The organism is Azorhizophilus paspali, assembly GCF_043587585.2.
GTDB classification, from domain to species: domain Bacteria; phylum Pseudomonadota; class Gammaproteobacteria; order Pseudomonadales; family Pseudomonadaceae; genus Azotobacter; species Azotobacter paspali.
On record NZ_CP171449.1, the window covers coordinates 1,117,873 to 1,131,479 of the forward strand.

The 13,607-nt window shown below is 63.8% G+C and carries 13 protein-coding genes and 6 pseudogenes; 5 read left to right on the forward strand and 14 right to left on the reverse strand.

Annotated elements, in window-relative coordinates; all coding sequences use genetic code 11:
* Positions 1 to 38: 38 nt before the first annotated feature.
* Positions 39 to 584: pseudogene (locus ACGI6K_RS05545) on the reverse strand (phage portal protein); the annotation flags it as partial.
* Positions 585 to 587: 3 nt separating this feature from the next.
* Here ACGI6K_RS05545 and ACGI6K_RS05550 point away from each other — a divergent pair.
* The 5 genes and pseudogenes from ACGI6K_RS05550 to ACGI6K_RS05570 all read left to right on the forward strand — a co-directional run.
* A pseudogene (locus tag ACGI6K_RS05550) lies at positions 588 to 1,044 on the forward strand (phage late control D family protein); the annotation flags it as partial.
* Between the two features lie 105 nt (positions 1,045 to 1,149).
* Positions 1,150 to 1,332: a type II toxin-antitoxin system HicA family toxin gene (locus ACGI6K_RS05555; RefSeq protein ID WP_376941832.1), complete on the forward strand. Its 183-nt coding sequence runs from the start codon at positions 1,150 to 1,152 to the stop codon at positions 1,330 to 1,332.
* A gap of 47 nt (positions 1,333 to 1,379) precedes the next feature.
* Positions 1,380 to 1,784: a type II toxin-antitoxin system HicB family antitoxin gene (locus ACGI6K_RS05560; RefSeq protein WP_376941834.1), complete on the forward strand. Its 405-nt coding sequence runs from the start codon at positions 1,380 to 1,382 to the stop codon at positions 1,782 to 1,784.
* A 160-nt stretch (positions 1,785 to 1,944) separates the two neighbouring features.
* A pseudogene (locus ACGI6K_RS05565) lies at positions 1,945 to 2,097 on the forward strand (IS110 family transposase); the annotation flags it as partial.
* A gap of 456 nt (positions 2,098 to 2,553) precedes the next feature.
* Positions 2,554 to 2,783: pseudogene (locus ACGI6K_RS05570) on the forward strand (NAD(P)-dependent alcohol dehydrogenase); the annotation flags it as partial.
* Between the two features lie 167 nt (positions 2,784 to 2,950).
* On the opposite strand, the gene ACGI6K_RS05575 reads toward ACGI6K_RS05570, so the two are convergent.
* From ACGI6K_RS05575 to ACGI6K_RS05635, 13 genes and pseudogenes are all read right to left on the reverse strand, one after another.
* Positions 2,951 to 4,156: an MFS transporter gene (locus tag ACGI6K_RS05575; RefSeq protein WP_376941836.1), complete on the reverse strand. Its 1,206-nt coding sequence runs from the start codon at positions 4,154 to 4,156 to the stop codon at positions 2,951 to 2,953.
* A 458-nt stretch (positions 4,157 to 4,614) separates the two neighbouring features.
* The gene (locus ACGI6K_RS05580; RefSeq protein ID WP_376941838.1) at positions 4,615 to 5,247 is read right to left on the reverse strand and encodes a transposase; all 633 of its coding nucleotides are present in this window, start codon (positions 5,245 to 5,247) and stop codon (positions 4,615 to 4,617) included.
* 148 nt (positions 5,248 to 5,395) lie between these two features.
* Positions 5,396 to 5,548, reverse strand: a pseudogene (locus ACGI6K_RS05585) (YghX family hydrolase); the annotation flags it as partial.
* A 15-nt stretch (positions 5,549 to 5,563) separates the two neighbouring features.
* Positions 5,564 to 6,190: an O-methyltransferase gene (locus ACGI6K_RS05590; protein ID WP_376941840.1), complete on the reverse strand. Its 627-nt coding sequence runs from the start codon at positions 6,188 to 6,190 to the stop codon at positions 5,564 to 5,566.
* 24 nt (positions 6,191 to 6,214) lie between these two features.
* The gene (locus ACGI6K_RS05595) at positions 6,215 to 7,210 is read right to left on the reverse strand and encodes a zinc-binding dehydrogenase (RefSeq protein ID WP_376941842.1); all 996 of its coding nucleotides are present in this window, start codon (positions 7,208 to 7,210) and stop codon (positions 6,215 to 6,217) included.
* Positions 7,211 to 7,655: 445 nt separating this feature from the next.
* On the reverse strand, positions 7,656 to 8,678 hold the full coding sequence (locus ACGI6K_RS05600; protein WP_376941844.1) for a substrate-binding domain-containing protein: 1,023 nt from the start codon (positions 8,676 to 8,678) through the stop codon (positions 7,656 to 7,658).
* Between the two features lie 1,114 nt (positions 8,679 to 9,792).
* Positions 9,793 to 10,128: a hypothetical protein gene (locus ACGI6K_RS05605; protein ID WP_376941846.1), complete on the reverse strand. Its 336-nt coding sequence runs from the start codon at positions 10,126 to 10,128 to the stop codon at positions 9,793 to 9,795.
* Complete coding sequence (locus ACGI6K_RS05610) at positions 10,125 to 10,436, reverse strand: YDG domain-containing protein (RefSeq protein WP_376941848.1); 312 nt, start codon at positions 10,434 to 10,436, stop codon at positions 10,125 to 10,127. The genes ACGI6K_RS05605 and ACGI6K_RS05610 overlap by 4 nt, the downstream gene beginning before the upstream one ends.
* A 541-nt stretch (positions 10,437 to 10,977) precedes the next feature.
* Positions 10,978 to 11,187 carry a hypothetical protein gene (locus ACGI6K_RS05615; RefSeq protein ID WP_376941850.1) on the reverse strand — a complete coding sequence of 70 codons (210 nt, stop codon included), beginning with the start codon at positions 11,185 to 11,187 and terminating at the stop codon, positions 10,978 to 10,980.
* The gene (locus tag ACGI6K_RS05620) at positions 11,184 to 11,519 is read right to left on the reverse strand and encodes a ShlB/FhaC/HecB family hemolysin secretion/activation protein (RefSeq protein ID WP_376942131.1); all 336 of its coding nucleotides are present in this window, start codon (positions 11,517 to 11,519) and stop codon (positions 11,184 to 11,186) included. The genes ACGI6K_RS05615 and ACGI6K_RS05620 overlap by 4 nt, the downstream gene beginning before the upstream one ends.
* Before the next feature lie 33 nt (positions 11,520 to 11,552).
* Complete coding sequence (locus ACGI6K_RS05625) at positions 11,553 to 12,032, reverse strand: ShlB/FhaC/HecB family hemolysin secretion/activation protein (RefSeq protein WP_376942132.1); 480 nt, start codon at positions 12,030 to 12,032, stop codon at positions 11,553 to 11,555.
* Positions 11,962 to 12,327 (reverse strand): annotated as a pseudogene (locus tag ACGI6K_RS05630) (POTRA domain-containing protein); the annotation flags it as partial. The pseudogene ACGI6K_RS05630 and the gene ACGI6K_RS05625, both read right to left, overlap by 71 nt.
* A 184-nt stretch (positions 12,328 to 12,511) precedes the next feature.
* Positions 12,512 to 13,606 (reverse strand): DUF1513 domain-containing protein, encoded by a 1,095-nt coding sequence (locus tag ACGI6K_RS05635; RefSeq protein ID WP_376941852.1) that lies wholly within the window; start codon positions 13,604 to 13,606, stop codon positions 12,512 to 12,514.
* Position 13,607 lies beyond the last annotated feature (1 nt).

Below are 13,607 nucleotides of genomic sequence, written 5' to 3' on the forward strand. Positions count from 1 at the left end.
GCCGGATGGCGGGCTGGTGATAGTGCTGCTGGGACGTGTCATCCGGTTGCGCCATGCAACTCATACTCCCTGAACCGAATCACCTCCTCCCCAACCCACTCATTCACCGCCAGCATGCGCGCTTGGATCGGCTCCAGCTCGTTGGCCGCGTAGACCAGCGCGGCATCCTTCACCGAGCCGAAGCCGCCGGCGTTTTGCGGCACAACCCCCATCAACTGCGGCGGGATGCGCAGCCCGGCCAGCATGTCGTCGCGGGTGATGTTCTTGATGTTGCTGAACTCGTCCTTGGCCGCCACCTCGCTGACCGGGATGACCTGGACGCCATCCTTCTTGCCGCCCGGCGAGTAGAGGAACAGGTTGCGAAAGTTCCCCGGCCCCTTGGCGCTGCGCAGTGCCTCGCGCAGAGCATTGACGTCCTTCTCGTTCTGCGCTGCGTCGCTCATGTAGAGGATGAACCCGGCATGCGAGCCGTTCAGGTAATAGTGTCGCCAGAACATGGTCGCGCTCTCGTTGAGCAGTGCCGACTGCAGCGCCGCCAGCTATTCCGGCAAGCCATACACCTCTTGGTTGATATCGGCCTCGCGGGGAACGTCCACACAGACCAGGCCAGCGCCCTGAACGCCGCCCGGGGTGAGTGGAGCCGCCTGCAGCGCGGTACGGCGACGCTCAGCTACAGCATGGCCAAGGGCCGTCCGGACCTGATCCCCGAGCTGACCTACACCCTGACTGGTATCAAGGACGAGATCGCCGCCATCACCTGGCTAGGCGCCCATGTCGCGCACACTTCACGGCCGACGCCTACACCACCAGCCTGGAGCTGGAGTCCAAGCTGCCGGACGGCGAGGAGATTTTCGACCTGGCCGAGGAGGTGGCCAACTACACCGGCGTGTTGGCCTGGTACCGGGACGAGAAGATGGGCAAGGAGAGCACGGCCACAGCAGGCGACCAGACCCGGCCAAGCGCCTGACGCCGCTCTATACGAGCAAGGCGGCGGCGGAACGGGCAGTGGAGAGGGAGTGGAAGAAGATGCAGGCGGCAGGGTAAGGAGTAAAAAGAGCCAAATTAAGTGTGTATAGTGTGCATAAATCTATTGCTTCTTCGGATCTTGGTGTGTATAGCACACACCATCAAGACAACGAAGGAGACTTGATGAGGAGTAGAGAGGTCATCAAACGGATTGAGGCGGATGGTTGGTACTGGGTCGCAACCAAAGGCGACCACCACCAGTTCAAGCATCCGACCAAGCCGGGACGAGTGACGGTGCCGCACCCGAACTCCGATATCCCGAAAGGAACTCTCAACAACATATGGAAGCAAGCCGGCCTCAAGTGAGGCCGGTTCTACTCGGATTAAGGCTCCACGCACGAAGAGGTACCTTAATGAAATTTCCTGTTGTTCTGCATAAAGATCCCGATAGCGACTATGGCGTGACCATTCCTGATGTCCCTGGTAGCTTCTCGGCCGGCGCCACGATGGATGAGGCGCTTGAAAATACCCTCGAAGCGCTTGCCCTCCACTTCGAGGGGCTGGTGGCCGATGGGGAGCCGTTGCCGCAGCCGAAGACGCTTGAGGCACACGCAGCGAACCCGGACTATGCCGGTGGCGTGTGGGCGTTGGTCGACTTCGACGTGACGCCCTATTTGGGCAAGGCTGTGCGCTTCAACGCCACCTTGCCAGAGCATCTCTTGGCCAGGATCGACAACTACGTGAAGCATCATCCGGAGCAGAAAAGCCGGTCCGGCTTCCTGGCCGAGGCCGCGTTGAAGATGTTGCAGCAAGGCTAGCGTTACGACTACCTTCCACACGCCGCTGCCAAATCAGCGGCCTGGGCTTGGCGGCCCGGTTTCTCAGGCGGACACGACCGCCGTTAAAACGGTTTTTTGAACGTCAATGGCGTGCCGGTCGAGAAATGTCCACACTGTCGCCAAGCTGACACGGACGCCACGCATGCTGCCGGTCCACGGAGCCCGAGCGGTGCTCAGGCACAGCCAGAACAAGGCGGATCGACGCAGCCAGTGGCTCCAGCGCTTGCTGTGTCGACGCAACCCGAGCATCGCCACGGTCGCTTTGGCGAACAAGAATGCCCGGATCATCTGAGCGATCCTCGGTCGGGGAGATTGCTATCAACCTAGCTGAAAATAAAATCGCAGGCTGCACAGCCTGCAAAATATTGGGCAGTAACCAGTACGATTGCACAGTGACATGCAGCGATGACGAACCGGTCGAACCGGCATGTGTAAAGCCTGCACAGTGCGTCGGCGCAGCCTGCAAGCAAGGCCGCTAGATCAATCAGGCACACATGAGCGGATTTCCATCATGGCTCGGGGCAGCCAATGCCTCATCGGAAGCCGGATATACGCAACCGGATATACGCAAGCAGTCGTACCTACGTTCGTCGGCAGGGCAAATCACTGGCAAACCAGGGGGAGTCCATATACGCACTATATGCCCGAGCCATTCCGGTCCCCTTGTCTGAACGGGAGAGGGGAACCGAAATGACCCGGAAGAGCAACCCCTGTATGTCGAATTCGTATTTTCTAGAAATGCTCTAATACGGTTCCGCTGTTGCTGGGCCGCCGCCGGATCGCCGGTTCACCGATCGGCGGCATCCGCGAAACCCAGGAGCTGCTCGACTTCTGCGCGAGGAAGAAGATTTTGCCGGACTGCGAAATGATCTGCATGGATCAGATCAGATCAACGACGCCTACGAACGCATGGAGAAGGCCGACGTGCGCTATCGCTTCGTCATTGATATGGCTTCGCTGTCCGAATGGCCGAGTTAATCGCCTGCGGCCAGGCCGGGCAACTGCACTTCCACCTGAGCCGGGTGATGGACAATAGCTTGACGCGGGAACGGGCCACCAAGGCTGTCGTCCACATGAGCATGTACGATAAGCCGCGATACGTGGGAGCGGGCGGTGGCGAAGCTGGCCCGGTTCTATGGGCGCCTTCAGGTCGCGGCACACTCCTGTCTCGCCTCGGTCGAGAAGTACAGCAGGGCCGCCAGCGGCAGGGCGAGGCCGATCGACGAAGCGAGCGTCCAGCCGCCGTGTGCGTAGGCCCAGGCGCCGAGCGTCGAGCCGATCGCACCGCCGGCGAAAAAGGTCGCCATGTACAGGCCGTTGAGGCGGCTGCGCTGTTCGGCGCCGAGCATGTAGATCAAGCGCTGGCCCAGGACCAGGTTGGCGGTCACGCCGGCGTCCAGCACCACGCCGGCTAGCACCAGCAGCGTCAGGGCGGTGTGCGAGCCGGCCGGCGCCAGATGCGTCAGGGCGAAGGCTGCCGCCACCAGCACCATCGCCGTGGCACTGCCGGCGCGAGTCAGGCCACGGTCGGCCAGACGCCCGGCCACTGGTGCGCACAGCGCCCCGGCCACGCCGACCAGCGCGAACAGGGCGATGCCCGATTGCGACAAGCCGAAGGCGGGGCTGGCGAGCAGCAATGGCGTCACTGTCCAAAACAGGCTGAAGGCGGCGAACAGGCAGGCTTGGTAGAGCGCGCGGCGGCGCAATGCCGGCGTGTTCCGCCAGAGTCGGCCCAGCGAGGCGAGCAGTGCCAGATAGCCGATGCGCTGCTCGGGACGGCGTTCCGGCAGGGTGCGCCAGAGCACGGTCGCCAGCAGCACCATGACCGCTGCCGACAGCGCGAACACCGCGTGCCAGGAGAGCAGGTCGGCGACGAAACTGGCGACCGGCCGCGCCAGCATGATGCCGAACATCAAGCCGCTCATCACGTTGCCGACCACCTGTCCGCGCATATGCTCCGGTGCGAAGTGAGCGGCGAAGGGCACCATCACCTGCACTGCCACGGAGCCGATGCCGATCAGCCAGGCCGCGGCCAGGAACGGCAGCGCATGCGTCGAGAACGCCGCCAGCAGCAGCGCGGCGGTCACCGCGACGATCTGCGCCGTCACCAGCCGGCGGTTTTCCAGCAGGTCGCCCAGCGGCACGATCAGCAGCAGACCGAGACCGTAGCCGACCTGGGTCATGGTGACGATCAGTCCGGCCAGTTGCGGCGACAGCCCCAGGCTTTGGCTGATCGGCCCGGCCAGCGGCTGGGCGTAGTAGAGATTGGCCACCACCAGCCCGCAGGCCGCTGCCAGTAGCGGGGTCAGCCAGGCCGGTGGCGTCGGTACGGCAGAAACGTTCCGGTTCATGCGAAAACCTGCTCGGTGAACGGTCGCATCACGCTGACCATGCCGCTCTTGCCCTGGCTGCGCTCGCAGACGGTAATTTTCGTCATGCTGTGCTCCTTGAAAGTTTGGGTGGGCCGTGCCGCCCGTTCCCGAATGAAAGGGATGGAGCGGCTCCGGTTCGTGCCGCACGCTCGGTGGCGGACAGGAAGCCCCGGATGGACACCGCCACGAAGCGTCCGTCCCGCCAGGCGCTCACTGCGCCCAGGCTTTGCCCGCTCCTTGTAGCGCGTAGCCAGTGTGCATACTGCCCGCTGGCGAGCCTGCCGTCACATGCCGCGAAGGGTTGGAAGTCGGGCGGTGGCGTTTTCATTGCCGCCTGGCCTGGTGCGTGGTGGCGACCGGACCGGCGACGATGATCCCGTTGGCGGCGAAGTGCTCGGTGGTGCCCGGCGGTTAGAGCATTTTTACCTTATCCCGATTCATATCCGGCGGCCTCGAAGGAGTGCCTGCAGTCCTGTGCAGAGAACTGCGCAATCGCCTCGCCAATGCTCTGCCACAGCTCCGGCACGGTCCGCACCGCCACCTTTCTCAGCAGTGCCTTGAGCTTGGAGAATGCCCTTTCGATCGGGTTCAGGTCGGGGGCTATAGGGTGGTAGGTAGCGCAGTGTGGCTCCTGCGCCTTCGATGGCCTGGCCTACCCCCGCCACCTTGTGGGCCGGCGGGTTATCCATCACCACGATATCGCCGGGCGTCAGCTCGGGTACCAGAACCTGCCCGACATAGGCCAAAAAGACCGGGCCGTTCATGGCGCCATCGAGCACCAGCGGCGCGCGCAGGCCATCCAGCCGCAGGCCGGCGGTAAAGGTCGTGGTTTTCCAGTGGCCGTGGGGGATCGCGCCCCGGCAGCGCTCGCCGCGAGGGGCCCAGCCCCGCAAGCGGGCCAGGTTCGTCGAAGCGGCGGTTTCGTCGCCGACGATCCGCTTGCGCCAATCGAAACCGGACTGCTCCTCGATCCATCCCTGTCGGGCTGCCTGGACGTCCGGCCGTTGCTGCTCGGCTGCAGGCGCCGTCTTTTTTTGAACGTCATGGCGTGCCGGTCGAGAAACCTCCACACCGTCGCCAGGCTGACACGGACGCCACGCTCTCGTTCGAGGGGCGCGGCGAGTTCGGCCAGCGTCAGGTCGGGGATCTGCTCGCGCAGGCCGAGCAGGTAGTGCGCATGGGGATCGAGCCGCAAGCTCCGGGGCTTGCCCTGTCGGCGGGCGACAAGTTCCCCGCCTTCCCGGAAGCGCCGTCCCCAGACGATCTGGCGGCGCCTTCGAGGAAGGCGCGCCGGCTGATCCAGCCGTGGACGTAGAAGTCGTAAAGTTCGAGCAGTTCGGGATGGAAATCCCTGGCGGTGAGACGGGCCATGTTTTCCTCCTTACTTCAGGCCCGGTTCGCCGGGGCGTAGCGGCTGACCTCGATGCCGTTACCGACCGGCAGCAGCACGCTGTCGATCCCTGGCTTGGCGCGGATGGCGCGACCGTAGGCGTGCGCACCCTCGCTGACCGGCCGCAGCATGTTGTCCGCGACCAGGATCGCGCCGGGGTTGAGTTTCGGGTAAAAGGCCTCCAGGCACGGCACATAAAGTTCCTTCCACAGATCCACGAAGACGAAGTCCAACTTGTCCGGGAGTTCCTCGATCATTCGCACGGCGTCGCCGACCCTGAAGTCGATCCAGTCCGCCAGCCCCGCGCGCTCCGCCATTTCACGCGCATGGGCCGACTTGTAGGCATGCAGCTCCATGGTCACGAGCCGCCCGCCGCTGGCACGCGCGGCTTCCGCCAGCCAGATGCCGGAGTAGCCGAACGAGGTGCCGAGTTCGAGGATGGTCGGTGTGCCGAGGCTCCTGGCCAGGATGTTGAGCAACTGCCCGGTCTCCGGCCCGATCGCGTACATGTGCAGGTCCTGGCCGCCGTCCCGCCCGCCGGGCGGTTCCTGCCAAGGCGCACTGCGTTCCTCGCGAATTCGCGCGTGATAAAGCTCCAGAACCTCGGTGACTTTCGCATCCATGGGTATTTCCTCGGTCGGTCATGGTTATCGCACACGCACCAGCGGCTTGCCGGAAAACCGCCGGTGGCGCAACTCTTCCAGCAATTGCGCCAACTCGCCGAAGTCGCGCGCCAGACGCGTCTCCGGCTGCAGGCGTCGCTCGGCCAGTTCGCCCAGCATCCGTTCGCCTGCGGCGGTCAGGCATGCCCAGGCGGCGTCGTCACCAAAGACGTGTAGAGCGCCGAGGGCTACCTCATGCAGCGACAGGGCGCGCCCGAAGGGCTCGCAGGGCCAGTGCGGCACGCGCCCCTGGATACAGACCAGGTGCCCGTTGGCCAGCAGCGCCGGTGCCAAGCGTTCGGCATGATCTTCATTGACACTGTCGATGACCGCGAAGAAGCGTCCGTTATCCGGCGCCCAGCGCTGTCCCGTCGCTAGCGGCCCGGCAATGCAATCCTGTGCGCCCAGGGTTCGCAGCCGTTCCCAGTGCCGCGGGTGGCTCATCGTGGTGACGGCGAACCCGCGTGCGCTGGCCAGTTGCACGAGATAGTGGCCCACGGCGCCGCCCGCGCCGCCGATCAGGATCGGCTGGCCCGGCTGCACGGGCAGCTTCTCGATTGTCAGCCATGCGGTCAGCGCCGGGCATGGGAAGCTGGCGGCGACTTCGAAGTCCAGCGCGTCGGGCAGGCGCATCAGTGCCCGTGCGGCCACCGGCGTATACTCGGCGAAGCTGCCAGGACGCTGCAGGCTGGTGTGGTAGGCCACGCGCTGCCCCAGCCACTGCTGCGCCACGCCAGCCCCAACGGCCACCACCACACCGGCGCCGTCGACACCTGGTACATGGCCGGGTCGCCAGTTCACCAGCGCGCCGCCGAGTACCTTCCAGTCGACCGGATTCAGCCCGATCGTCGCGTTGCGCACCAATGCCTGTCCGGCTTCGAGCGGTGGCCTTGCCAGCCGTTCCAGTTTCAGATCCAGGGGAGCGGCGCTGCCGCGCCAGACCCAGGCCCGGTAGTCCGTGGGCAGAGATTCGTCTTGCATGTCTTCTTTCGTCCCCAGTGCTGGCCGGCAGATGTGTCCACTCGATCGCTGGCTGGCTCCGGCCGGAGGAAGCGGCGTGTGGTTGTAGCGCTTCGGGATATTTCCGAACGGACCCTCGTCGGGCTTGGCCCGTGGAGCCGGCGTGGAACTCGACGGCGCCGCCCGGACCGCTCGGCGGCCGGCCAATGGAAAAACGCCGCGAGGAGGGCATGACGCGAACCTCGTATTGGATCGGACCGGTCAAGGCTACGCCGGCGTGACGAATATTTGATCTAATGGCGCATTATCGAATCGATAAAAATTCCTTATGCTCAATCCCTCGCCCGACACATAGTCCGGCGAGACGTTGTCGGCGGCGGCTTCAACGCCTTTGTGGACTTCGCGGGGCGGGGGCCACCGCAAGGCCACATGGGCGGGGAGGTCGTCATGCGCTGAAAGCGCCGACTCAGGGGCGCGCGGGGGCCTGCGGCGATGCTCTGGGCAAGTGGATGGCATAGTGATCGATGAGCACCTCCCTGGCGATGGGCTCGCCCCGCGCCAGACGCTTCAGCATCCAGTAACTCTGCCGGCCGGTCTCGCGGCCCTCCATGCCAAGATAGGCCTGAGCTAGACCGTCGTCGAGCAGTGCTCGCTGGTCTGCATCTGGCTCGTTCGTCGCGATGACGATGGTCGGAGCGCTTCCTCTCGCTACGAGTTCGGCGAGCAGTGGGCCAAGTCTTTGACGATAGGTCCGTGGCTCGTGGATTGGCCAACTGCCAGTGCTGATGATGGCATCGATCTGGCTGGCATGCAGCAGAGCGGCCAATTGAAGTACGACATTTTCCAGGTTCTCGGCGCGGTAGAGCGGGCAACGGTTCGGTTCGCTCCAGCCGTTTTCTCCGTTCAGGCGACCGCTTCCGCCATCGCTGACCTGGGTGCCGCGCAACTGTTGGCGAATGCCCTGGATACGCTTTTGATGATTGGCCTGCTGGGGGCTGTCGGTCAGGATGCACAACTTGCCGCCCTGTGGTCTGAAGCGCTGGAGCAGCATGGCCAATTGATGGCCGAAGGCCAGGTTGTCGAGCCCGACGTGGCCCTTGCGCAGGTGTTGCTCCACGGGTTCCAGATCCGAGTCGAAGGTGATCAGCGGCGTTTTGCCCAACCGTTGCAAGGCGTGGGTGGCCAGCCATTTCGAATGGGTCACCGACAGGGCAATACCGTCCAGATGCCTTGCGAGGGCCTGTTCCAGGGCCTGATTCTGCTGGCGGAAGTGTATGGGGCCTTGGGAGCCCAGCAGCAGGCAAGTGTCGCCTTGAGTCCGGGCGGCCTCGGCGCAACCTTCGCCTGCCTGGATGAAGAAGCGATGGTCGACCCGTTTGGCGATCAGTGCAAACTGCAGGGGTTCGGCGCTGCCAAGGGGGGCTAAGAGCAGCCCGGAAAGCAAGCCGGCGGCATGGCAAAGAAAGTGAAACGATAGCCATCTTTTCAAAGCACATCCTTCAGGCTTCGTTGTTCGAACGGCATGCGCTCGACCTGGCGGCCCTGACCCAGTGGCATTGGAGACTGGCTGGCGACCGGAAAACCTATTGAAGTTGAAGGTCCGCCGTCCATCAAGCTAAGCGCTCATGAGTACTCCGGAAAATGGTCTGGGCTTGGCGATGCTCTGAGCTTTTTTGCACCGTCAAGTGGCAGGATGCACTGCCATGACGCATTTTAACGGTGTTTGGAGGCGGCTAGGCCAGTGTGACGAAGCAGACCGCCGATGTGCTGTTTTCTCCGGCCACTCTACTGTTGTCCGGTAAGCCGTGACGCGGAGTTTCCGAGCGTTTTCCTTGGTTTCGTTCCTTTTCCGCCTACAAGCGCTCCATGATCGTCGGACAGGAGTCCACCTGGAAAAGCCCAAGACTGCGACGGGGCGGCACAGGCAGTGCATATTCCCCTACCACCCGGCGTTTTGTTGCCATGGATCAAGGCAACAGGGCTACAGGTGATCTAACTTGTTGAGCATAGTATGTGAGCAAACACAAGCAGGGGATGGCAAGAATGAAACTAGCAGTCGCTCGAAGCCTGTTTTTTGTCGGTTCCTTGGCCGTTGCTTCCCTGGCCGTGGGAGCTTGGCACGAACCCGCGCCTGGCGTGATCAGCGCCAGTAGCGATCTCGATCATTGCCCACTCCCCCCCCAATGCCAGGGGGGCTTCCGCACAGATCCGACCGGATCAGAATCTGATGCTGCTTCTCTTCGGCTTGTCGCAGGGCCTGAAAGGATCCAACTGATCCAACCGTACGCCGCGCGTACTTTTTCCGCGTTACCGGCAGCTGGCTATCAGCAGGAGGCCAGCTGACCGCGCGATGATGCAGTGCCACGGGAACCTGCATTGCTATTCGGTTTTCATACTGGCTTGTATGGCTAGCGAACTCAAGGCTTTTTATCCGAAAGTCTAAGTGAGTTTTCTCTTGCTCCATGAAGGCTGGCTCTGGCCATTTGCCTGATCTCTTTTTTCCATATCGCTATTGCTATGGGCCGTGTCGTTCAGCATGGGACAATGCTTCGGCTTTGGCTGTACTGCGGTCGGCGGCAAAAGTGCCGGCCGCGTTGCATCGATCAGAGTCCTTTCGGCAGACGCAGGCCTTCGTCTTCTATCGCGTTGGGAACGGCAGATTCGCTTGCCGCTCGATCTTGTGTGATGGTCGTTGCGGGGCAGCGATAGCGTTGTCGAATATCCAACTGCTGGTCCGCCGTTCTGCAGGGCTCCTTGGTTGCCAAGGCAGCCAGATAGGCGGGCGATAGCCGGACAAGGTTGCTCTTGTCGAGCCGGTTGCCATTGCCGCCGTTGCCGTTACCGCCATCTCCACCGTCGTCGTTTCCATCGCTTCCCATGCCGCTGTCGCCATTGTCCATAGCGGCAAGGATGGAGCCGTTGGCGGTTCGGTGGGTCACTTCGTAATTGTTTCCGCCGTTGCTATGTCGATGGCCACCTCGTCGACCTGCAGGGTGCGTTCGCCAGCTTCGGCCGAATCGTATCGCTGAGTCGCCGTGAGCGTATCGCTGGTGGCGAGGCCGGCGACTCCGACCGTGCCGCTGGAAGCGACGGTGCCATCATAAGTCTTGCTGTCCGGACTGGCGCTCAGGATCAGTCGAGCCCTGTCGATGGTCAAGGTGCTAGGGAGGTAGCCGATGCCGTAACCGAGCTGAATGGTGTTGGCTTGGAGTCGGTCAACCTGGACAGCACCCTCGTCAAGGTACATCCCGATGGTACGGGCGCATGAAAAAACGCTGCCCAATCCATCGGGCGCTCCCGAGGGGGCTGGACCACCAACGTTCATTTGGCTGCCGCGGATGATCGCCGCGTTCTCGCCTTCTCCCTGACCCCTGGGCACAAGCCGGGGATGGCCCTGCCGGTCGGGCACCGATGCGCACGCTGGCGCGACCCGAAGGGCATTGCCACCTGATCATGGACTGTGCCTATCAGGGAGACGACACGCGGCACTTGGCCCTGGAGTTGGGCTTCGATCTTGTCGTGCCGCCCAATCCCCAACGGCTGCAGCCATGGGAATAGGATCGGCAGGTCTACAAGAAGCGCAATCAGGTCGAACGCTTGTTGCGTCGATTGAAGGGCTTTCGCGGAGTGTTCAGTCGGTTCGACAAGCTCGACCCGATGTTTGTCGCCTTCATCCACTTGGCTCTCATCGCGGATGCCCTAGGTTAGTTTTAATAGGCCCTAGTCCGTCGAAGATGCCGGTGAAGGGGGGCGCCGTTGCCGATCGGCTCGAAGCCGGCGCCTCCGTTCTAGGTACCGGTATCGCTGGCGGCGATGTCGTTGCCCAATGCGTAGCGGCCGCTCGGATCGTCGCTGGCGATGTCTTGCAGAGCAGCGAGATCCTGGATCAGGGTGTAGAGGTCGCCGTTCGCGGAGAAGCGGGCGCCGCTGCCTGAAAGGGTGATGCTGGCGTCGTTGAACAGGCGGTAGCCGGCGTTGCCGCTGGGATTCAGCGTCAAGCCCGCGCCGTTGCCGGTGGCGTCGATATCGGCATGGATATCGATGCCGTTGTGCGCGTGAAGGTGGAGAACTGCCAGGCCGGGGTCAGGGCGTACCGCAGCTCGATGTTGGCCAGCCAGCCATGGTCGCCGGTGGCTTCGCCCTGCGGATAGGCGTGCACGCCATAGGGGCCGCCGAGCCAGAATTTTTCCGCGGAGTCGAGGTTGCCATCGCTGAGCTGGGCTTGCAGGTGGATATAGAAGCTGAGGCCTTCGGTCAGGCGTTGCAGGCGCAGGATAGCCGGGTTCCACTTGTTGAAGCTGCCCTGGGTGCGGGCGGTGGCCGCATCCAGCCGCTGTCGATGTTCAGGTCGCCGTGGTGTAGGTCAGGGCGAAACCGTCAGCAGGTCGCCTAGACCCAGCGGACTATTCAGGTTGAGAGTGAGGCCCAGGCGATTCTGGCCCATGAAGCGATTGCCATGGTTGTCCGCATCGAGGGAGTCGCTCAGCAACGGGGCCGGGTGGGTCTCGACGATCAGGTCGGTGGTGCCGACGCTGGCGCCGGGACGCAGGGTGGACCTGACCTCGACGCCGGGGGGGGGGCCTGCAAAGCAGCAGGCTGCGCTCGAGCGCCTTGCCCTCGACCGCGGCTCTGCTTTCCAAGGGAGAGAGCGGTCGCGTGAGGACAAGATCGCCGACGCGCGAGCCGTTCTGCAGGCGGATCTGGCGGTAACGGCCTTCGAGCAGGGCGATCTCGAAGATGCCCCGGTCGATCTCCTGGGGGGGCAGGTAGGCGTGGGCGAGCGGATAACCGCGCTGGCGATAGTGGTTGGAGAGACGCCAGGCGGCCTGTTGCAACTCGGCAAGACCGAGATCGCGGCCTTTCAAGTCATCGAGCAGGGGCAGGAGTTCGCTGCTCAAAATGGCCTGGTTGCCACTGAGGCGAAATCCCTTGACCGACAGTTTCGGGCCGCCGGCGGTCACCTGCTCGTTGCCGCTTTCCGGCAGGGTCAGGTCGAGGCGCTGGGGCGTGAGGATAGACAGTGGCGTGGACTCTATGTCCTGGACCAGGCGGCCCGCATCGGAAACTATGGCCGCGAGGACGCTACAGACAGGCAGGTAAGTGCACAGGGCGAACAGAGGCCGCAGCGGATAGCACATCGCTTGGATTCCTTTCCAAGAAGCTGGAGCATCCGGCCGACCTTCGGGAAGAGCTGGATACGACTTGCTTCAATCCTTGAAGGTGGTGATTGCCCGGCCTGGGCTCTGTCAGCTTAAGAGCCCGCAGGCGACCGATCAAGGCGAGGTCGTCGGCATCGGACGGCCAATGTGCCGGCCGGTGGGTTCAGGCCATGCGCAGATGGTTGTCCCAGAGGCCAGTGGGCAGTTCCAAGTGGCGGGTTTCAATCCGGGAGGCGCGGCAGTCGAACAGCCGGCAGCGGCTTTGTCCGGAACTGACAACGAAACCTTCGGCGACCGCGGCGACGCCGGCGCAGTCGGCCAGCGGCGCATCGAGGCGCAGCTCGGTGCTGTCCAGATCCCAGATGAATACCCGGTTGCCCCGTGGCGCGGTCACGGCCACCAGGCGTAGGCCGTCGTGGATCGCCACGCTGGCGGTGTACTGGTTCATCGCCAAGCGCTGGGCCTCGCCGACAGGAAAGGCCTGGAAGGGTTGGCCAGGACGCTTGATCGCCAGCAACGGCACGGCATCCTGCGGGTCGCCTTCGTATTGCTGGCCCGAAACCACGGTACCGTCGCCGGCCACGGCCAGATGGCGCACGCTGTTCATCGGCTCGGACAACCGTTCCTTGCCGAGCAGGACGCCGTCGCGGCGCAGCAGCACCAGGCTCGGCTCCATGGCCTTGAGGTTCATCTTCTCGCGGCTGTCGGCCTCGGTGCGAATGCCGCCGTTGGCCACCACCAGCGTTTCGCCGTCGGGCATCCACAGTAGCTGGTGCGGACCTATGCCATGGCTGGCATGCTCGGCCACGCGCTGCAGGCGTTCCTTGCGCAGGCGATAGACGCCGATAACGCCGCGGCCGGGGTCGCGGGTATCGTTCTCGGTGCTGTAGAACCACTCGCCACCGGCGTGGAACACGCCGTGTCCGTAGAAGTGCCGGTCGGCGGGGCTTGCCAATGTCTGCAACAGGCGGCCGTCGCGGGTGTCGACGAGGTAGCTCTCGCGGCTCGGCCGCCGGCCGACGAACAGCGCCAGCGGCAGGCGCGGGTGCGGTACCACGTCGTGGCAGCGCTCGTTCACCGGGGTGGCGAAGACCCGGCTACCGTCGAGCCGGTAGCCAACCGCATGGTGATAGCCTTCGGCGTCGTCGCGGGCGGAGAGCAGCAGCGACTGGCGGTCGCCGGACATCAGTCTCCAGCCGCCCAGGGTAGCAGCGACGAGCAGAACGCCGCCGCCGGCCAGCAGGTTGCGTCGTTTCATC